The organism is Nostoc sp., assembly GCF_036916985.1.
GTDB lineage: Bacteria > Cyanobacteriota > Cyanobacteriia > Cyanobacteriales > Nostocaceae > Nostoc.
This window is the reverse complement of sequence record NZ_JBALFD010000006.1, coordinates 118,563-139,091: the sequence shown is the minus strand read 5'-3', so window position 1 is coordinate 139,091 and position 20,529 is coordinate 118,563. Positions and strand designations below refer to the sequence as shown.

Sequence of the window (20,529 nt, the reverse complement as noted above, 5' to 3'; positions counted from 1 at the left end):
GGGGGCGATTTTTTTTGCTGAAAACTTAGCGGCGAAAGCGGAGGCCAATAAAGATTAGTACAGAAAAAATGACACCGATGCCTACACTCCACCCAAAAACTTCAGCCCGAAAGCGGAGATGTTGTTGATAATCGTTAGGCTGGGCGAGAATGACGGCGGAGGCTATTTGGCTGGTGGCGAGTCCAACACCTGCGATCGCTATAGTTGTATTGAGAGTGCGATCGCTTTTAGTTTGCTCTAGGTCAATAATACCTTGGATAGTGTTATTGAGATTTTGTAGCAAGGTTAATCCAGGGCTGAGAATCGCATAATCTACTTCTACTTGTCGCTGATATTTTTTGCCATAAAATTCACTTTCGCTAAACTCTTGGAGAAATTTTAAGTCGCTACTTGTGTATTTTTTCTGGATATCTGCTAAATGAGATTTATAATTTTCTAAGTTTAATTGAATAGTCTGGCTTTGATTTTCTAGATAGTTTAAGGCAATCGTGTAGTCTGATAAGTTGATTAAATTATTTGTCAGACTTTCTTGGAGTTTACTTAATTTTAGGCTATTGGTTTGTAGTAGCTTTGGTAACTCGCTTGTCTGCTGAATCGATGGTTGAATTTCGATATATTCTTTTTTGAGAATCTGTTTTTGATAGCGACTTTGATAATATGACCAGACTACTTTATGACGGTATTGCCATAAACGTAATAAATCATAATATACATCTTGTACTTGTTTTCTCATCTCATCTGGTGAAATATGTTCGGGAAACAACCAAATTAAGATGTGATAACTTGATTTTCTAAATTCATCCCAAAATTCTTTACCATCTACGCTCAAATTTTGTGGACAATACCACAATTCAAAAATCGTTCCTGCTTGTAACTTGCCCTTACCAATAAAATCTCGTTGCCATTTGTAATCGCTGACAATTTTGGTGTAACATTCTTTAGCTATCTCTTCAACTTCTGCTTCTGTTTTAGTGTTAGTTAGCTTTCCCCAAAGTAACCAAGTTTGTCCAATTGTGCCTGTTTGCTGAGATAAGTACTTAGTAATTTCTTCTTTTAGTTTTCTAAAAGGTGCGCCGTCAATATCTTGGGGAGCATAATTAGGTTTCCTGTCAGCATCTAATTCACCAGAATAGTCAACTTGCAGCGCGTAAGTATCACCAATTTGCAGTGGATAGTAATAGCCATCTAGAGGTGGTGGAAAGTCTCTAGTTTGGGCTTTTCCGAGCAACTCAATTACATCTCCACTATTATTTTTATGCTTCAGGAATTCTTGGTGCTTTTCCTGAAAGCTTGTTTTGTCTAAATCGCCATATATTTTTCGACAAAAATCTTGGCAGTTCTCGTTGATTTTTGTCTGATCTTCTCCTAAACCATCTTTTAAATCGTAGAGGAATAAATCAATAGTGGGATAAATAATCTTCTCAGTCATTTACTGTTCTGCCATGAATAAAGTCCCGAACCTTTTGCAGAAGATTTGGTTTTACAGCTATCTTTGCAGCAGCTACCGAATTATTGTTACTAAAAGCATTAAATGCTGCATTCGTCAATTCCGCAGTTGGTTCAGTTGGTAAAGGCAGAGGTGGTAAACCTTTAGTACGTTCGCCAGTTTTTTCAATTCTAGTAAGTTCTGTTTGATAAACTTTATCTAAGGGTGGATAACTTTCGGCGATCGCATCTAATTTTCCGATATTATCAGGATCGACTATTAGGGCTTTGCTGATGTCATTAAGCTGTGTTTGGATATTGTCTGGCAAAGGTTCATCCAATTGTGTGAGAGCCGTTAGAAAGGCTGTTAGAGTAATTATGTTGTTAGGTTTCATAGAGATTTTTTAGAGTCATTTATTAATGTCTCATGCAAAGGCGCAAATAAATAAGAAATTTTATCTACCAGTAATTGTGAAAGCTGCCCAATAGTAGGGATGGTGAAAAGGTTGTTGGTTCTTTTCTGATAACTCCATTTGACTAATTTGATTCAGTTTTCTTCTGATAAAAGGGCGAAGAGTTGTTTCATCTGATGGTAACTTAGCCCAGATTACTCGATAAATTCTTTCGAGTTGACTAAATGTTAAACTACGTAACCATTTTGTTGCTTTATTGAGGGCAACTACTGGCGATTTGCCTTTCTTTATTTGCCAGTAAAAGTAAATCATTAAAAAACTACTAGCATCGTCAGTCACAGTCCACAATGTACTAACAACATCGGTAACACCCTGATAGAGGAAGGCACTGACTAAACCAACATATTCAGCAGTGATAGTTTGATTGCTAGTGATGGCAGTTTCACAAGATGAAAGGCTAACTAGTTGATATCCTTTGAGGTTCTCAATATTAAAAATCTCCTCTAAAGTCAGAAACTCTTTACCGCTAAGAGCCAAAGCAGATTTTTGGGGATTGTGGAAATTATAGGTGCTATGTCCTGTAAAGTGAAAAATACTGTAACGATCTTTTAGGGCTGCTTTAACTGTGGTATTCGTCGCCGCTTCTCCAGAAATTCGTTTCGGCGTAGGGTTTTGGAATAACTGGGTAATAGCAGCAGATTCGATTTCTGCATGGGGCAAAATAGGAAAACCTTCACTGTCGGGATGTTCTACACTCAATAGGGGCAATTCACCAATTGCTCTGAGATTTGTTTGCTTCAAGCTTTGTAAGGTAATACCTATTTGGGCGCTAGGTAAATAGGTGATGGTGAAGTTATCTGTAAATATTGCATGGAGTGGTAAGCGGTGCAAATCACGATGAGGAATGAGAATTAAGTTTGTGATGCCGTTTAATTCTTCTTGAATAGCAGAAATATTGAGGATATTTTTCAACTCCTCAAGTTTATCTGGCATTAACTGTCGCCAAAGTTTGTTTTTGGGGCTTTGTTCGTCTTTTGCTTTGTCTCGATAATCGGCATATTGTTGATTCCAATTTTTCACCCAGCCTTCAAAATCGCGTAGACGCAGATCCCCTCTAGCCCCGTTTAAAAAGAGAGGAGTTGTAGGAGCATTTTCATTCTGGCTGGAAAAGGAGGGAGTAGAGAGGATGATGGGTGATGGTGCGTTGTGTTTCAGGATGAAAGTGTGTAGGGCGTAAGGGCTGAGATGCCAATAAACAACAGCAGTTGAGGGATTCAGCAGTTGTTGCATTGTTGAATAACTGGCAGAGGAAATTTCATCAGTCCATTCATCCAAAAGCCAACGCAAGCAGGTATTTTTGCTCTGTTCTGCTAATTCAACAGCTTGTACTAGCTTCTCAGACTGCACAGCTAAATCAACAGTTAACTGTTGAAACCATGCAAATTTCAGAGCTAGTTGTTTTTTACTTTTATCAGAGCGATTTGGTTCATTTAATAAGCGCCGCAATAAATCAGTACCCTGTCGCTGGAGTTCTGTAACTTCGGCTGTTTCGTTTAAATCTAACTGGACGTGAATCAAGTTTTGCAAAACCTCTAGATGCAACTCAGGAAAATTTGTTGCTGTAAGAGTTTGTAGTGCCTTTTTGTAGCTGGTAACAGCTTTGTCAAAAAAATAGCGGGCGTTATAATCATCTCGCCCTCGCAAATAATGAGCATCACCTATTGTCTTATGCAATTCTCCCGAATATTGTGGGTACGTGTCTTGCGGGCAATGCTTCAAACCTTCTTTATAGTTTGCCAATTTACCTTCATAGCCAGGCTTGTTTAAATCGGGATTGTTAAATTTTTGAGCAAATTTTTGAGCAGGGTCGGGTACTGCTGCACTAAATAAATCTATCCTCTTTCCAGTTACGTTTCCTCGGTTAATCCAACCTAAGTGTAAGTCTGGTTTTATTTCGAGAGCTTTGTCGTATGATGCGCTTGCTTCTTCTAGTAGCTCTAAGTTAAATAGCGCATTACCCCGGTTGTACCAAGCTTGGTGTAAGTCTGGTTTAATTTTGAGGGCTTCATCATAGAATGTGATCGCTTCTTGAAATCGCCCTAATTTAAATAACGCCGCACCCCAGCTGTTTGAAACTTCGTGGTCGTTGGATCTAATTTTGAGGGCTTTAGCGTAGGATATGATCGCTTTTTCAAATTGCTCCAAATTACTCAGCGCATTACCCCGGTTTTGCCAAGCTTCGTGGTCGTCGGGTTTGATTTTCAAAGCTTCGTCGTAGGATGTAATCGCTTCTTCAAATCGCTCTAAATTACTTAATATGAAACCCTTGTTGTACCAAGCTTCGTAGTCGTCGGGTTTGATTTTCAGGGCACTTCCAATAGATACAATTGCTTCTTCAAATCGCTTTAAACTACTCAGCGCCAAACCCCGGTTTTGCCAAGCTTCGTGGTCATCTGGTTTGATTTTCAAGGCTTCATCGTAGGATGCGACTGCTTCTTCAAATTGCTCTAAATTACTCAGCGCATTACCCCGATTGTACCAAGCTTGGTATAAGTCTGGTTTGATTTTCAAGGCTTCATCGTAGGATGCGATCGCTTCTTCAAATCGCTCTAAATTACTTAATATAAAACCCTGGTTGTACCAAGCTTCGTGGTCGTAGGGTTTGATTTTCAAGGCTTCATCGTAGGATGCGATCGCTTCTTCAAATTGCTCTAAATTACTCAGCGCATTACCCCGATTGTACCAAGCTTGGTATAAGTCTGGTTTAATTTTGAGGGCTTTGTCGTAGGATGTGATAGCTTCTTCAAATCGCTCTAAATTACTTAATATAAAACCCTGGTTGTACCAAGCTTCGTAGTCGTCGGGTTTGATTTTCAGGGCACTTCCAATAGATGCAATCGCTTCTTCAAATCGCTCTAACTTATTCAAGGCTGTTTTAAAAGATGTGTTTGCTTCTTCATATCGCCCTAACTGACGCAACGCCACGCCGCGATTCTGCCAAGCATCATAGAAATCAGGTTTAATTTCAATAGCATTGTCGAAGAATGCGATCGCTTGTTCATATAGCCTGAAACCATACAGCACCGTCCCTTGATTAAACAAAGCTTCTGCTTCATCTGTAGTAGATTCACCAACAACATCAACTTGCTTAATCCCTTCTTGATTTCGCCTTCTCTCGGCGTCCTCTGAGCCTTTGCGGTTCATTTGCTGCAACCATGTATTGCTTTTGTAGTGTATTTTAGCAATTTTACGGAAAGTTATATCGGCGGTTGAAAAACGTATCTACAGAACCAAAACCCACCTTCGTGGGTTTTAAACCCTCAATTTTTCCTTAATCTACGGAGGTAGACTTTGCCTGTGTAGGCGCGAATGACCTTCACCCTAGCTCTAAGTTGACACACATGCTATTGTTAGTCCATACAATCGCAATGTAACTCAAAACAATCGCATTATCAGGCGAAACAATCGTATTGTCAGCCTATAGTTTAGATAAACAAAAATATTTACAGTCATTGTGAGCAGAGCGAAGTAATCCCAGCCTTTGCGATTGCTTCGCTTTGCTCGCAATGACATTGTGTAATTAGTTATAGTTCAGCCGCGATTTCTAATTGCCAGGGCTATATCCGTTTCAAATCTTGTAAAACTTCGGCGGCTGATTGATAGCGATCGCTAAAATGATAGCAAACCATCTTATCTAAAATTGCTGCTAATCCTTCGCTCACTTGCACTGTTTGCCGCCACATCACATTACCCGTTTCTGGATCTGGATGAAGTTCTTGCGGTGGTATGCCAGTTATGGCTTGAATAGCAATCATTCCTAAAGCGTAAATGTCACTGCACAAGCGGGGATGACCGGCAAATTGTTCTGGAGGTGCATAACCCCGCGTCCCGATGGCTACTGTGGCTAATTCTGTTTGCTCATTACTCGATGGTTGCATCAATTTCACAGCACCAAAGTCAATCAATACCAGCCGATTATCTTCAGCGCATCTAATAATATTAGTCGGTTTGATATCACGATGAATCACTCGATGCTGATGAACAAATTCTAGAACTTCTAAAACTTCTTTGAGCATCTCCATCACAAATGATTCGTTTTGCACATTCTGCACAGGTGGTAATTCTTCGCTTAGGGTATGTCCCTCAATATATTGTTGAATCAAATAGAATTCTTGGTTATCTTCAAAATAAGCAAGTAATTCGGGAATCTGATGATGTTTACCCAAAGATTCTAAAATTTCAGCTTCACTATTAAACAACCTGCGAGCAACTTGCAAAAATCTTGTATCTTGACGGGCTGGCATTAACTTTTTAACTACACAAATCGGATTACCTGGGCGTTGAGTATCTTGTGCTAAATAAGTCCGACCAAATCCACCAGCACCAAGAGTTTGAGAGATTTTGTAGCGTCCACTCAAAAGCAAATCACCCGATTTTGTTTCTCGTGAATCAACTGGGGGAGGAAAGTCAAGATAGGAGTCGGGAACTGCCGTTTTGTCTTCTAAGAGGACATTTAATTGGGCGATCGCTTCTTGTTGTTTTTCAACTTGCAGAATAATTACCTGAGTTTGCCGCTGATTTTGGTAGTTAGTATAAGCAATCACACAGATACTACTAATTACGAAGGCAAGAGCAGAAGGAATTAACGGTATCCATCCAGCTTGCAAAAATAAAGCAACACAGATTACTACTAAGCCAGATAGAGTTATCGTTCCCACCACAAGCAACAGCAGCGGATTTTGCCACCGCCATGCTAAAAAACTACCTAAAAGCGACCAACTCCATACCCAAACAAGTTCCGCCCAGTTTGGCCAATACCAAATTAGCGATCGCCCATCCAACACTGTACTGATGAGTTGACTTGCTATCTGTGCATGAATAAACAGAGCAGGCATTCTGGCTGGTTGGTCTGGTAAAGCGCTGTAAGGTGTATAAAAGCCACCTGGAGGCATATTAGCTGCTGTAGTCCCAATAATTACCAGACGGTCTTTAATTAAGCTGGGATTTACTCGACCACTAAGAACATCTCTAAGGGTTACTTGGTTGGCAAGGCTGTTGGGGTGACGGTAATTTAATAATATTTGATAGCCATCTGCATCCAAATGTTGGTAGCCACCAGAATTAGCTTGTAAACGTGGAAACAGGGTTTTACCTAACTGAAAATCTCCTTTCTCAGTGAACTTGTATTTAATACCTTGTTTGTCTAGATAATTAATTGCAACTAGGGCACCAAATGCAAATGATGTTGTACACTTTTTGTCTGTAGAATAAGCAAATAACAAACTGCGGCGGAGAGTTTGGTCATTTTCACTATCAGGAACTACATCGCTAAAACCAACATTATTTATAGGAAAGTTGGGTGGTGGTGGAATTTCATCTCTACCCAAGCTGCTGAACAAACAAGTGCTGACAATGCGATCTTGATTTTGTTCCTTAGCCGCCAAATTATTGTTTTCTGGTTGGAAAAGATATAAACCAACAATTCGCGGTTGATAAGACTCTATTTTATTTAATAGCTGATTGATTGTCCGACCTGATAGAGTCCATTTCTCTCGTTTGAGATCCTCATCAGTAATTTTTACTAGCAAAATCCGCCGATCGGGTGCTTGTATTGGACGCGATCGCAACATCTGGTCATAAACTCTTAACTCCCAAGGCTGTAACCATTTGAGTTGCCGAACTCCCCAAATAAAGGCGGTAACTCCTACACTGGTAACAAAAATAATTTGCAACCAGCTTTTGCTCTTGGAAGTTTCACGAGAATCTTGAACTTTGACAAAGGGGACACGGAGTTTTTCTAATAGTCCACTAATCACGGCATTGGGGCGATACCCTGAATTGGATAAATGTTGCAGGCACAGAAGTTAATTTTCGGAATCTAGGTTAAAAACTAGTTAACCTAAGCTTCTATTAATGTAGCAATTTACTCGCTGGTTAGAGAATTTGGTGTATTCCTACTTGTAAAGCAAGCTTACGCGCAGTGTCAACTATAAAATAAAACAAGCGCTAATCATCTGTTTGAGATGTTTGGGCATCTTCAACAGAACTAGCAATTGGGAAAGAAATCGGATTAGTAGATGAAGTTAATGAATCTAATTGAGGTTGTTCTAGTGATGCTTCAATGCTTGAATCAGCAAAATATGAGCCTATGATTTTATCATAGTTAGAAGCAACAGCTAAAAAAGCGCCACCCAAAATATAGATAGGTAATGGCAGATTAAATTCTTGCAACCAGTCAAACAGTTCCGCCAAGGCAAACAGCACCAAAAAGCAGGTAAGCCAAACCCTCATATTCTCATTCCCTGGATTGAAACAACTCTATTACTAGCTTAAATAGCTTGCATGATAATTGATGTAGTACATAATCAACAACTTACACCCTCTATAAACCTAGATAAGTGCAATCAGAGTTATACCATCTGCTAGATTGCAATATATCTTAGAAAAATAAAAATATATTTAGCTTAGGAACATGGATTAAATAAGATGCAAAACGTCATTCTGTCTCTAGCTTCCCTCTCCAATATATAAGACATCTCCAGAAATTAAAGATGCGTTACCCAGAACCCTTGTAGAGACGTAGCACTGCTACGTCTTTACATTCTTTTTCGGAGATGTCTATAGGCTACGGTGTACATACAAGTCAGATCCAGTTTTATCCCACCCTTGGGATTTCTCGTTCCCAGTCTCCGACTGGGAATGCATTCATTGAGTCTCTGACTCAATGTCTGACTGGAGGCAGCAGCCCCTAAATCAGGCATTCCCATGCAGAGCTTGTGTTCGAGAGTAACGATAAAACAATGGAAAACCAAGCTTTTTTCAGCTTTTTTTGACTTGTGTGTACACCGCGTAGCCTTTATAAGGAGAGAACAGCAAGCGATCGCGAAGCAAGCTACCTGATACGTTGAGGTGTGATGGCTTGATATTGTTGAGTCGGAAGGATCGCGTCTCTGATATCTATCTTACGGGGGATGACTTTTTCTTGAAAATAGAAATCAGCAACTTTTTGTTGTTCAGCAATAATCGCAGGTGTGAGTTTTCTCAGTCTAAAAGTACGTCGGCGTGCTACCTTTTCTAAAACTGATACATCTAATTTCAGTTCCGGCGCAAAAGCTTTGGCAACATCCGTTGGGTTTTTTTCAGCCCATTCTCCTACCTTATCTGCTTCCTCTAAAAATACTCGCACCAATTCCAGATTTTGAGTGACAAATTGACGCCTACCAAGATAAAAGCCGCCTAGAGTATTAATTCTGGCTGCATTTCTCAGATTACGAATCGGGACAATTTTTTCCACAAGAGCCAAAAAAGGATCACTAGCCACCCAAACCTCAACCTTATCTTGAATAAAGGCATCACGGGCTTCAGATGGAGTCAAACCAACAATTTGAACATCGCTAATTTTTAACCCCACCTCTTTCAGAGCTTTTGCTAGTAAATAGTGTGCATTCGATCCCCTCTGAAAAGCAATTTTTTTACCTTTAAGATCGGCTATTTTCTTAATGGGAGAATTAGCTCTCACGACAATTCCTTGATTTTCACCCTTGCTAGGGGTACGTCCAGCAATATAGATAACTTCGGTTATACCTGCGGCTTGGGAAAATATTGGAGGTGTCTCTCCCACATTACCGATATCCACCTTACCTGCATTCATCGCTTCGATCAATTGCGGCCCAGCTGGAAATGGCCCAACCCAATTTACAGTCACACCCAACGCTTTGAAACGTGGTTCAACAACTTTTTTAACTTTGACTATATCTCCAGAAGTTTGATATGCCAAATTGATAACTTTAGCAGTAAAGCCGGGTTTTGTTTGTGCTTGAGTGTTATTTACCAAGCTACCTACTAAGGGAGTTGATAGAGTAAACAATCCCACTACAGAATATTGGAAAATGCGGTTTAAAACTGTGCGGCGTTGTGGTAAAAATGCTATTTTCATGGTTGAAATATTTTAGTAATCTAACTTTTCAAGACTTAGTTAATCCGTTTAGGTATGATAGCTTCAGACACTTGAGGGGTAAGCAAAATGTCTTTAATATTTACCTTACGAGGAATAATTTTTTCCTCAAAATAGAAATCTGCAACCTTCTGTTGCTCTGCAAGAATTGCAGGTGATAATCTTTTTAACCGATATGTACGTCGGCGTGCTACGGTTTCTAAAATTGGTGTATCAATTTTCAACTGAGTAGAAAGAACTTTAGCAACTTCACTTGGATTTTTTTCTGCCCATTCTCCTACCTTATCCGCTTCCTCTAAATACACTCGCACTAATTCTGGATTTTGATTAACAAATGCCCGTCTACCAATATAAAAGCCGCTACTAGTGGAAATTCCTGCTGCATTTCTCAAAATCCGAATCGGAATAGTTTTTTGCACCAAAGCAAAAAATGGATCAAAAGCTACCCAAACATCAATTTTATTTTGTATAAATGCATCACGACTTTCAGCTAAAGTCAGATTAACGGCTTGAACATCAGTAATTTTTAACCCCACCTCTTTCAATGCTCTGACTACAAAATAGTGCAAACCTGACCCCCTCTGAAAGGGAATTTTTCTACCTTTCAAGTCTGCTACTTTCTTAATAGGAGAATCAGCCCTAACCACAATCGCACTACTTTCGCCCTTGTTAGGTTTGCCCGTAGCAAGATAGGCTACTTCAGTGACACCTGCGGCTTGGGCGAATATTGGCGGTGATTCTCCGACACTACCAACATCAACCCTACCTGCATTCAAGGATTCTATTAATTGCGGCCCGGCTGGAAATGGCCCAACCCAATTCACTTTTACACCTAATGCTTGGAAACGTGGTTCAAGAACTTTTTTGGCTTTTATGAGGTCGCCAAAAGCAAAATAACCCACGTTAATAACTTTGGCACTAAATCCAGGTTTTGATTGGGCTTGAGTAGTTTGCAAAAAACTACCGACAATTGGAGTTGATAGAGCAAACAATCCCAATACTGAATATTGCACAATGCGTTTTAACACTGTACACCGTTGCGGAAAAAATGGTATTTTCATGGCTGAAATATTTGGGGAATATTTTAGTTACAACTAATTGTCCATCCAAAATTGCATCTGTACGTTCTTACAGATGTAATTAGTATCAATATTGAATATATAACTCGTAATTGAGGGACTAAGAACCTATTTATAGGAGAATTCAGAATGGGCTACGCCCGGTTGCGCTAACAGAAATTGCTTGACTTTGACCTTTGCTGGGTTTGCGTCCAGAAATATAGACCAATTGTGCGCCTGCTGCTTGGGCAAAGATTGGCGGTGACTCTCCCACAGAACCGATATCAACCCTATTTGCATTCATTGCTTCCAACAGTTGCGGCCCAGCTGGAAATGGTACCCAATTTACAGAAATACCAAGAGCCTTCAAACGTGGCTCTACAGCTCCTCTTATCTTGACAATATCCCCAGAAGTTTGATATGCCAAACTGACTGATTTTGTATTAATTCCAGGTCTTGTTTGTGCTTGAGAATTTTGCACCAAGCTACCCACAAAGGGAGCGGATAAAGCAAATAGTCCCAGTGCTGAATATTGGACAATACGCTTTAAAAGCGTGCGGCGTTGCTGTTGAAATGGTTTGTTCATCAGTTAAGATTTTCCTCCTAAGTATTGGTTTTTCATTTTTCAGCCTTACTTTTAAGAGTCAGTAAGATAATTGGAAGTTGCTATATCAACCTCCTAGAACACCAATTAAGCATTCAAATATAAGTGAACTTATTTATATTTAATACTAGTAAATTGGTGTTTTAAATAAGTAGATGCAATTATAAAATTCATTGCGATCGCATCACTTTTTCAACTCTGATAAGTACTGGGGAATAAAATATAAGTAAGATTTACTCGAAGTCTAAATCCCCATTCAAATATTCCCAATCCCCAGTTCAATATTTATTTTTCACTGATGAGTGTTTCAGGGGTGATAGCTGCATATTCTTGAGGTGTTAGTAGTGCTTCTTTAATATCAATCTTTTTGGGTAAGATTTTTTCGTTATAGAACAAATCAGCAACACTTTGTTGGCTTTGCATTAGTTGTGGGGTAATTCCTCTCAGCCGATAAGTAGCACGGCTAGAAATTATTTCCTGGATGGGTAAATCAATTTTGAGTACAGGTGCTATGAGTTTGGCTACTTCTTTCCGATTTGCTTCTGCCCATTGACCATTTTTGTCAATTTCTTCTAGAATGATGCGAACTAATTCGGGATTTTCCTTAGTAAACTCACGTGTTCCTATGTAATAGCCCCCTGGAGTGCCAATATTTGTAGCATCTCGCAATACACGGGCACCGTGGAGTTTTTCTACCAAAGCTAAATGAGGATCACCAGTTACCCAAACTGGAATAGTCCCCTGAATAAATGCCCCACGTGCTTCAACATTTGGCATACTCAGAACTTTAATATCACTATATTTGAGATTCACCTCTTCTAAGGCTTTGATAATAAAATAGTGAGAAGCCGAACCTTTTTGAAAAACTACTTTTTGACCTTTGATTTGAGCTAAAGTTTTAATTGGAGAACCCTTTGGAACTGCGATCGCACTACCTTTCCCGGAATTAGGGCCAAGTCTTCTACCAGCCAAATAGATAATTCTTGCACCCGCAGCTTGGGCAAAGATCGGAGGCGTTTCTCCAACTGAGCCAATATCAATTTTGCCCACATTCATCGCTTCCATAAGTTGTGGTCCTTGAGCAAATTGTGACCACTCTACTTTCAAACCCAAAGGCTCTAAACGTTTTTCTAAAACTCCTCTGACTCTAACTAAATCACCAGAGCTTTGATATCCTATTCGCAGTAACTTTGTTTTAAAAGTTATAGTCTTTTCCCCGGCTGGTTCTACTTTAGGAACTGTTCCCGTATTTGTGTTAGGTACTGTTGAGGTACAACTGATTAAAGTAGTAGATAAAGCTAGAAAACTAGGCATTACAAATAATGCTAGTCTGCCGATTATCGTTGTCTTGGTTCTGACAAAATTGTTAAACATTTTTACACCTATGTTTTGGTTAACTACTGATACAAAGACATCAGTTAATAACTTAAATTGTCCAGTTTTTAAAGTTGATAAAAATTATTTACTTATTAGATTTAATGGAATCAGGTGTGAATGCTGCATATTCTTCTGGAGTGAGTACTCCATCTTTGACATTAACCTTCTTTGGTAGAAGTCCTTGTGCATACCATAAATCAGCTATTTGTTGTTGTTTTTTAACAACTTCATCAGTGATTGGTAATAGACCATATACTGCTTTACTATGAATTGTTTTGAGGGTAGGTACATCAATCCCAACGTCACCTGTCTCCAGTTCTGCTAACTTATCAATATTTTTCTGCGACCAATCTTCAGCTTTGATAAACTCCTCCATAAAAATTTTGAGAATTTCAGGATGCTCTTTTGCAAATTTGCGTGAGGTCGTATAAAAGCCACCAAGATCCTGGAGTCCTTGTCCATCTATCAATACACGACCAAGATTTTTTTGGACATTTCTGGTAATGTAAGGTTCCCAAATTACCCAAACATCAATTCCGCCCTGACTAAAAGCCACATTTGCATCTGGAGGTGGGAGAAAAAGAGATTTTATATCACTTAGTTTTAGCCCCTCTTTTTGTAAGGCTTTTAGTAAAACATAGTGGGCAATAGAGGCTTTTTGAAAGGAAATTTTTTTGCCCTTAAAATCAGTGACACTTTTAACTGGAGAGTTTTTTGGTACTAAAAAAGAAACTCCTTTACCATTAAATGGGGTCGTTGCAATATATACAAGAGGTGTACCTGCGGCTTGAGCGAATATAGGTGGTGATTCAGCTGTGGCTGCGATATCAAGGGAACCAGCATTTAACGCTTCTAAAGCTTGTGGGCCAGCAGCAAACTCTAGCCACTTTACAGTAAAATTCTTTGCTGCCAAACTTTTTTCTAGAGTTCCTTGCTTTCTCATCACTGCAAGAGAACCAAGTTTAGAATAAACAACTCGTAGCTCTTGTTTTTGTGGAGTATTAGAAACTGTTTGACTCTGAGATTGTGTACTAATTGAGGATGCTTCGTTTTGAGTAGTTTTAGTTTCTTGGCTGCAACCAAATATAGCCATTGGCATTGTGATCAAGCAAGCAGCTATCAATAAAGATAATTTGCGCTCAATTTTATATTTCACTTCTATAGATTTAGTATTTAGGCTATATTCATCTACCGTATTTATCTTTTGAAATTTTGATTGTAGCGGCTTACTGCTAGACAACTTGAGGCTCTGCAAAGATTTGAAAAATGCCATACTACCGTCTATTTAAATTTAATAATTATTGTTGTTGTTTCTCATGACTGCAAACAACTATCAATTTCAGTATAAATTTTACCTAATTTGTTCTTGAAATAAAGTATTCATCAACACTAGTTTTAAACAAAAAAGTAATATTTTTATCTATTTATCTTTATAAGCATATAGTCTGACACTTAAAAAAAATATAGTCTGACACTTAAAAAAGTTTTATGAGTTTTTTACTTATTTATATCAAAATCACTCTATCAATCCTATTTGATTGCTAAGAATTGCAATCCACAGATCCCCGACTTCTTTAAGAAGTCGGGGATCTTGTTTGTTGAACAGAATACATGCGTCATTCATCAGAATTCAGTTAGGTATTCTGATCGAAAAAGCGCATGAATAATCGACGTTTAATGACTATTGATTACCTTAAGAAAATGCAGAATTTAAAGGCGCATTAGCTTTATTTTTTGAGGTATAAAGCCTAAAAGGGACGACTACCTGCAAGGCTAACCCGCTTCAATACTCGTCGCTCATTAGGATCAAATGCTTGACGGTAATGCAAGGTAGCTTGATTATCCCAGTAGACAATATCACCTACTGACCATTTGTGTTGGTAGTAGAACTTGGGTTGATTGAGATGTTGCCTTAACTGTTCAATCAGTTTAGATCCTTCTTCCGGCTCTAACCCAACAATTTCCACTTCTGTAGCAGCATCTAAGTAAAGATGTTTTTTACCACTTTCTGGATGTGTCCTAACTAAAGGATGGGGAAAGACCGGACTGATTAAAGGAATATTCTTATCTAAACGATACAAAGAGCGGGGTGCATTCCGGTCTCGCAAAAATGGGTTGTAGGTAATTAACTGCAAATCTGCAATTCGTTCTTTGGTAGCTTCATCTAATGCTTCATAAGCTAAATTGGTATTTAACCAATAAGTATCTCCACCATGAGTTGGTATTTCTAAAGCATAAAGAAGTGAACCACTAGATGGGGTAGGAGTCCATTTGTGGTCAGAATGGAAAGTTAATTCTCCAGTACCGGTATAGCCACCATCGACATTGGAAATCGGAATTACCACCGGAGTTTCTCCTGGTTTAGAAGCCAATACTGGAGTTTCATCAGATGGTACAAAGAGTGCGCCAAAGTATAGAGAAAAGTTCAAAAGTTGTTGGTCAGACAGCTTTTGGTCTTTGAAGATTAAAATGTGGCGATCGCGCAGAGCTTCCTTAAGTTGTAAGATAACTTCAGGTGCGATCGCTTGACTAGCATCAAGATCGGTAACGATCGCTCCCAAAGGGGCATCAATAGACCTAATTTTAACTGTTGTCAAAGTCGAAGTAGACATAATATTCTCCTGTGTTTTTGTTTCTTCCTGAGGATAACTACTTATTCGCTAGAACCTCTGAAGGAGTAATTTTGGCGTACTCTTCAGGTGTCAAAAACCCGTCTTTAACATTCACCTTTTTGGGGATAAGTCCTAAGCTGTACCATTTATCTGCAACTTCCTGTTGCTTGGTAATAGTTTTATCAGTGATTGGTAGCAACCCATAGTCATATTTTTTATGCATTATTTCTAGAGTTGGTGGATCTAGTTGAGTCACAGGAGCAAGTAATTGTGCAACTTCTTTGGGATGATCCTTAGTCCAGATTTCTGCTTTTTCTAGCTCCTCTAGAAACACTTTGATCACATCAGGATGAGCCTGATAAAACTGGCGTGAGGTTGAGTAAAAGTTGCCAGTATCCCGCAACTTATCACCATCTGCTAAAACACGGGCTATTTTATTTTCTACATTTCTGGTAGCGAATGGCTCCCAAATATACCAAGCATCTACCTTGTTCTGACTGAATGCTGCATTTGCATCTGCCGGTGCGAGAAAAACTGATTGGACATCGCTCAGTTTCAATCCGGCATCTTCTAATGCTTTAACTAATAAGTAGTGACCGATGGAAGCTTTCTGGAAAGCTACTTTTTTACCCTTCAAATCGGCAACACTTTTAATCGGAGAGTTCACCGGAACTAAAAGTGAAATAGCTTTACCACTGGGGCGTGTAGTAGATAGATAAACAAGAGGCGCTCCTGCTGCTTGCGAAAATACAGGAGGCGATTCGGCTGTAGATGCGATATCTAGTCCATTTGCATTCAGAGCTTCTAGCTGTTGTGGCCCAGCGGCAAATTCAGGCCACTGTACTTTAAAACCCAGAGGCTCTAATCGCTTTTCCAAGGAACCCTGTTTTTCTAGAACTGCTAAAGCGGAAAGTTGTTTGGAACGTACAATCCGCACTACTTGCTTCTCAGCGGACTTTTCTGTAGTACTAGATGAAGCAGTAGACTCAGGGGAAGCTGTTGACTGCTGAGTGTTATTTTTGGCTTCACCACAACTCGATAAGACTGTCGATAGCATTAAGCAGTAGCCCAAAGCAAACAACAAGGAACGACGTGTTGTTCTCTGACTTTTCCTGAATTCAAACTTTCCTTTTAAAGCTGGCATGGGTTGTTTTATTTATTCCTTTATTCGTGGTCAGAACGATTATGATTAATTACGAGCTAAATAGCCAAAAAACTCTTGCTTATTAATATAGTTGAAAATTGGGCTAATTAAATATTTTTTATCTAATTAAAAATATCTATCAATAAATCACGATATTTTATTCATATCAAGCTATTAAGATCATTGTGATAGAAATTATGTCAAGCTATCAAAGTTAAATAGAAAAGCTGTACAGCACTGTTGTCGGAAAAAGTGCTGTACAGCCTTCAAGAATTATAACTTCTCTTTTAATAAATCAACTTTTAGGTTTCCATACTGCATCTTTGATTTGAAAAGTTTTAGGAATCAGCTTTTGACTGTAGAAAAGGTCAACTACTTGCTGTTGTTCAGCGATAAATTCATCAGTTATATCAAACACACCCAAGATAGGCCGTCTCTCTAAAGCCCATTTCCAAACTCCTGGTTCTTCTTTGGTTTGCGCTGCCAATAAGTTAGCAACTTCATTGGGGTTAGCTTTAGCCCATTCTTCTGCTTTTCTTTGTTCTTCCAAGATTATCTTCACTAAGTCGGGGTGATTTTCAGCAAAATTGCGTGTAGCGATATAGTAGGCTCTTTGGGGAGCGACATCAGAACCTTTGGCTAGAACTCGTATTTCATTTGCTCGCTCTTTCCGAGCATAAAAAGGATCGCTAGTGGGTAACACATCAACCTTGGCACCTTCAAAAGCAACCTGACTTTCTGGAATAGTTAGGTAAGCAGGTTGAATATCATTGAGAGTTAATCCAGCACTTGCTATAGCTTTTAAAAGCAAATATTGCAGGGCTGTTCCTTTCTGGATCGCAACTTTCTTACCCTTGAGTTCCGCAAGAGTTTTGATTGGTGAATCCTTACGGACAATAACTGCTTGAGCGCCTGCGTTGGAACCAGTTGCAGCAACATAAACAATCGGATTATCACCAGCTTGAGCAAAAATTGGTGGTAGATTTCCAACGTTACCAATATCAATACTATTTGCGGCCATTGCTTCCATCATTGGCGGGCCACCGCGAAATTGTATCCACTTGATAGCAATGCCATCAGCGGCAAAGCGCTTTTCCAAATAGCCCTGAGCTTTAAGTAGGTTCAGACCTGGTGTACCACTCTGATGACCGATGTTGATCACCTCTAGTTTTTTTGAGCTTGCAGTAGTTGGCTCAACTTGGGGAGTATTGCTTTGAGTACTTGGAGAGCTACAGCCTGTAACTAACAGAAAAGTCGTAAACGCCAGCAAAAAATAACGAGCTATACTCGCAGGCAACCATGACTTTCTGTAGCTTCTGAACATGATTCAATGTAATTTCTTGGGGTAAGTGGATATTTTTAGTTTTTATTTTTGTTGGACTGAATTTTATTGATAATTCAGATTTCAAAAGTGGTCAGAGTATCTATAACCACTTTCATGAAAACCACTTTTATCATGTTTACGCGTCATTGGGGACAATTTTTTAATAAATAAAAATAATTTTTTTATGTCTGAAGTTAGAAAAGAGAGTGGGTCATACCCACTCTATAACGACTCGAGGAACTGAGAATTTAAGAGTTAAGAGGAAAAATTTAGAAAGTGGAGTGAGAAAGACCCACTCCAGAGTGGTGCTAGTGGAAGATTGAAATTTGTGAATGAAACTCTGTTTGATTCGTGTTCAATTTTGCTAGTGCTTCCAAGCGACTAGAATTGTAGCTTCGAGTTCTTCCGTAAAATGTCCAGACGGCTCAACCGCTAGTAGCGCTTCTCTAAGATCCTTTTCAAATGCTGGGGCATTATCACCATAGAAAATTTTGAGTGAGAAGGCTGTAGTGTATAAATAGCCAAGATAGCTATCGACAGTCCAAGATTTTTCAAATGGTACTTCATAGGTTTCTTGACGAGCAAAAGCCGAATTGCCAATTACAACTTCATGGGGAGGATCGACTGGCTTACGAATACCTTGTCCTCGTTGTCCAGTCCGTCGCTCATCACCTAACCATTTTTTCACTACTCCAACAGCAGCTTGTTTCCAAGGTAGATTGCTTTCCCAAGGGTTATCACCAGTGTTAAGCAGTGCTAATGCACCATCATCAGTTAGCAATTCATAAAGGCGTTCAAGGACTAGTTCGCGTTCCATCCAGTGGAAGGCTCTACCAATTGTGGTTAACTTAAATTTCCCTAAGCTAGAGTCGATTAACTCTGCTCCTTGCTCTAACCAAGTAATATTATTTGCTCCAACTGTTGCTGCTTGCCGTTTGGCTTCTGCAATCATGCCGGGATCGGGATCGATCGCCACAACTTCTTCAAATTTGGTTCGTAGGGGAATTGAAATTAATCCTGGGCCAGTACCTAAATCAAGGAGTCGTCCTTGACCATTGAGATGAAATATTTCGGCTAGTTTGTCGAATACAACTGGTGGGTATTTGGTTCTATATTGAGCGTAGCCCTCTGCGGCTCCCTCAAATAAACTTGGGTCGTAGGTAGGAAGTGTTTTTAGTTGAGTCATATTAATTTTAGATTTTGGATTTTAGATTTTGGATTTAGGTAAGTAAGGTGGAATTAGATAACGCCCACCCTACAAAACAGCGAGTAGACAGCTTGAATATTGGGCATTGGGAAAACTCTTTTTTAGTTCCCGTTCCCATTCCCAATGCCCTAAGAATATTGGGTGATGACGGGTAGCTGATCGTTGAGTACCCAATCGCCGATCGCACGCAATTTGTAATCTACAGGATCGTGCAGGGTAAAGGTTCGCAAATCTCGCCAGTAGCGATCAAATCCATATTTGGTTGCTGTGGCGCGAGTTCCCGTAACTTCAAAGATGCGGTTGGTTATATCTATACCTACACGGGTCGCTAATGCCTTGGCTGCGGAAACTGCGATCGCAACTTCTCCCCTCTCTTGATGAGTCAGTTCTACATCCTTGTCCCAGGCTGCTTGCACTTTCTCGGCTGCTTGGTCGGCTAGTGCGATCGCAGCTTGAATTTCAAGCCAAAAATCTCCGTAATGATGCAGAATATAGGGGTCTTGAGTAGCACTATCTACTCCCGATGTAATCCACGGTTGAGTAGTAGTTTTAGTATATTCACGAGCGGCGGCGAAGGCTCCTTTAGTAATTCCCAGATAAACGTTGGTTTTTGTTAGCTGGGCGATAATACCAAGGAAAGTTGAGAAGGCACTATCGGGAGGATTTGGTGGCCCCAAAATCTCATCTTTCTCTACTAAGACATTGTTAAATGTATAACTACCGCTATCAGTACGACGTTGCCCGATGTTGTCCCAATCGTGATTAGAAACTAACCCTTCCCTGTCTTTGGGAATTATGAATATGAAGGGCAATTCTACGCCATCTTCTAAAGCGGAGAATACCCGATAATCGGCAACGGAAATACCTGTACCAAAGCTTTTAATACCATTTACCCGAAAATTCTCACCTTCTGGATTAATTTTCAGCCTAGTATCCTTTGTATTAATGGCATTTGCCCAAAATAAGTTATTCTTAGCAGTTTCTCTATAATATTTTTCCTTTTGGGCTGCTGTGCCGGAAACGTGACCCAAAGCCGTCAAGTTGAGATGATTACCATACAACTGACCAATTGAACCATCTGCTTTTGATAACTTTCTGACAATTTTTAAGGCATCAATCCAAGTTGCACCAATGCCACCATATTGCTTGGGTACAACCAGCGGTAACAAACCACTCTCACGTAGTTTATTAATTTCCGGTTCTGGAACTCCAGCTTTAGCATCCCGTTCAACTGCGGATTGAGCAAGTTCCTTGGATAGAGAAGTTGCTAGGTCAATGTAATCCTTTGGTTTTGTAATATCTAGCACCATAATCAAATCATCCTTGGTATTGTTTCGGCAGTAGGCAGCAATCAGACACAGAACTTAAGAGAAATGTAGAGTGGGCAAGGCCCACGCTACAAGTGAACAGA

Annotated in this window: 15 protein-coding genes; all 15 read right to left on the bottom strand. The window is 39.6% G+C overall.

Annotated features, from left to right (window positions below; translation table 11 throughout):
* Window positions 1-25 precede the first annotated feature (25 nt).
* Complete coding sequence (locus V7L07_RS01425) at window positions 26-1,429, bottom strand: hypothetical protein (protein ID WP_335054372.1); 1,404 nt, start codon at window positions 1,427-1,429, stop codon at window positions 26-28.
* Entirely contained in the window at window positions 1,422-1,820 is a 399-nt protein-coding gene (locus V7L07_RS01420) for a hypothetical protein (RefSeq protein WP_335054370.1), read from the bottom strand. Before V7L07_RS01420 ends, V7L07_RS01425 begins: the two co-directional genes overlap by 8 nt.
* Before the next feature lie 60 nt (window positions 1,821-1,880).
* Window positions 1,881-5,042 carry a tetratricopeptide repeat protein gene (locus V7L07_RS01415; protein WP_335054368.1) on the bottom strand — a complete coding sequence of 1,054 codons (3,162 nt, stop codon included), beginning with the start codon at window positions 5,040-5,042 and terminating at the stop codon, window positions 1,881-1,883.
* 413 nt (window positions 5,043-5,455) lie between these two features.
* A complete protein-coding gene (locus V7L07_RS01410) occupies window positions 5,456-7,654 on the bottom strand; it encodes a CHASE2 domain-containing serine/threonine-protein kinase (protein ID WP_335054367.1) in 2,199 nt (732 codons plus the stop codon).
* A gap of 190 nt (window positions 7,655-7,844) precedes the next feature.
* Complete coding sequence (locus tag V7L07_RS01405; RefSeq protein ID WP_335054366.1) at window positions 7,845-8,129, bottom strand: hypothetical protein; 285 nt, start codon at window positions 8,127-8,129, stop codon at window positions 7,845-7,847.
* Window positions 8,130-8,730: 601 nt separating this feature from the next.
* The gene (locus V7L07_RS01400) at window positions 8,731-9,774 is read right to left on the bottom strand and encodes an aliphatic sulfonate ABC transporter substrate-binding protein (RefSeq protein ID WP_335054365.1); all 1,044 of its coding nucleotides are present in this window, start codon (window positions 9,772-9,774) and stop codon (window positions 8,731-8,733) included.
* Window positions 9,775-9,809: 35 nt separating this feature from the next.
* Window positions 9,810-10,853, bottom strand: coding sequence for an aliphatic sulfonate ABC transporter substrate-binding protein (locus V7L07_RS01395; RefSeq protein WP_335054364.1), 1,044 nt, complete (start codon window positions 10,851-10,853; stop codon window positions 9,810-9,812).
* Window positions 10,854-10,995: 142 nt separating this feature from the next.
* Window positions 10,996-11,436, bottom strand: a complete 441-nt coding sequence (locus V7L07_RS01390; protein ID WP_335054362.1) for a hypothetical protein — start codon at window positions 11,434-11,436, stop codon at window positions 10,996-10,998.
* A 303-nt stretch (window positions 11,437-11,739) separates the two neighbouring features.
* On the bottom strand, window positions 11,740-12,828 hold the full coding sequence (locus tag V7L07_RS01385; RefSeq protein WP_335054360.1) for a sulfonate ABC transporter substrate-binding protein: 1,089 nt from the start codon (window positions 12,826-12,828) through the stop codon (window positions 11,740-11,742).
* An 88-nt stretch (window positions 12,829-12,916) separates the two neighbouring features.
* Window positions 12,917-14,104, bottom strand: a complete 1,188-nt coding sequence (locus tag V7L07_RS01380; RefSeq protein ID WP_335054358.1) for an aliphatic sulfonate ABC transporter substrate-binding protein — start codon at window positions 14,102-14,104, stop codon at window positions 12,917-12,919.
* A 475-nt stretch (window positions 14,105-14,579) separates the two neighbouring features.
* The gene (locus V7L07_RS01375) at window positions 14,580-15,443 is read right to left on the bottom strand and encodes a TauD/TfdA dioxygenase family protein (protein WP_335054356.1); all 864 of its coding nucleotides are present in this window, start codon (window positions 15,441-15,443) and stop codon (window positions 14,580-14,582) included.
* 37 nt (window positions 15,444-15,480) lie between these two features.
* On the bottom strand, window positions 15,481-16,587 hold the full coding sequence (locus tag V7L07_RS01370) for an aliphatic sulfonate ABC transporter substrate-binding protein (protein ID WP_335054354.1): 1,107 nt from the start codon (window positions 16,585-16,587) through the stop codon (window positions 15,481-15,483).
* 295 nt (window positions 16,588-16,882) lie between these two features.
* Entirely contained in the window at window positions 16,883-17,911 is a 1,029-nt protein-coding gene (locus tag V7L07_RS01365; RefSeq protein ID WP_335054352.1) for an aliphatic sulfonate ABC transporter substrate-binding protein, read from the bottom strand.
* A 364-nt stretch (window positions 17,912-18,275) separates the two neighbouring features.
* Window positions 18,276-19,097 carry a class I SAM-dependent methyltransferase gene (locus V7L07_RS01360; protein WP_335054350.1) on the bottom strand — a complete coding sequence of 274 codons (822 nt, stop codon included), beginning with the start codon at window positions 19,095-19,097 and terminating at the stop codon, window positions 18,276-18,278.
* 149 nt (window positions 19,098-19,246) lie between these two features.
* A complete protein-coding gene (locus tag V7L07_RS01355; protein WP_335054348.1) occupies window positions 19,247-20,428 on the bottom strand; it encodes an acyl-CoA dehydrogenase family protein in 1,182 nt (393 codons plus the stop codon).
* Window positions 20,429-20,529: the final 101 nt, after the last annotated feature.

Coding starts and splice junctions, on each gene's coding strand:
- V7L07_RS01425 (WP_335054372.1), bottom strand. CDS start 1,429: ATGACTGAGAAGATTATTTATCCCACTATTGATTTATTCCTCTACGAT.
- V7L07_RS01420 (WP_335054370.1), bottom strand. CDS start 1,820: ATGAAACCTAACAACATAATTACTCTAACAGCCTTTCTAACGGCTCTC.
- V7L07_RS01415 (WP_335054368.1), bottom strand. CDS start 5,042: ATGAACCGCAAAGGCTCAGAGGACGCCGAGAGAAGGCGAAATCAAGAA.
- V7L07_RS01405 (WP_335054366.1), bottom strand. CDS start 8,129: ATGAGGGTTTGGCTTACCTGCTTTTTGGTGCTGTTTGCCTTGGCGGAA.
- V7L07_RS01400 (WP_335054365.1), bottom strand. CDS start 9,774: ATGAAAATAGCATTTTTACCACAACGCCGCACAGTTTTAAACCGCATT.
- V7L07_RS01395 (WP_335054364.1), bottom strand. CDS start 10,853: ATGAAAATACCATTTTTTCCGCAACGGTGTACAGTGTTAAAACGCATT.
- V7L07_RS01390 (WP_335054362.1), bottom strand. CDS start 11,436: ATGAACAAACCATTTCAACAGCAACGCCGCACGCTTTTAAAGCGTATT.
- V7L07_RS01385 (WP_335054360.1), bottom strand. CDS start 12,828: ATGTTTAACAATTTTGTCAGAACCAAGACAACGATAATCGGCAGACTA.
- V7L07_RS01380 (WP_335054358.1), bottom strand. CDS start 14,104: ATGGCATTTTTCAAATCTTTGCAGAGCCTCAAGTTGTCTAGCAGTAAG.
- V7L07_RS01375 (WP_335054356.1), bottom strand. CDS start 15,443: ATGTCTACTTCGACTTTGACAACAGTTAAAATTAGGTCTATTGATGCC.
- V7L07_RS01370 (WP_335054354.1), bottom strand. CDS start 16,587: ATGCCAGCTTTAAAAGGAAAGTTTGAATTCAGGAAAAGTCAGAGAACA.
- V7L07_RS01365 (WP_335054352.1), bottom strand. CDS start 17,911: ATGTTCAGAAGCTACAGAAAGTCATGGTTGCCTGCGAGTATAGCTCGT.
- V7L07_RS01360 (WP_335054350.1), bottom strand. CDS start 19,097: ATGACTCAACTAAAAACACTTCCTACCTACGACCCAAGTTTATTTGAG.
- V7L07_RS01355 (WP_335054348.1), bottom strand. CDS start 20,428: ATGGTGCTAGATATTACAAAACCAAAGGATTACATTGACCTAGCAACT.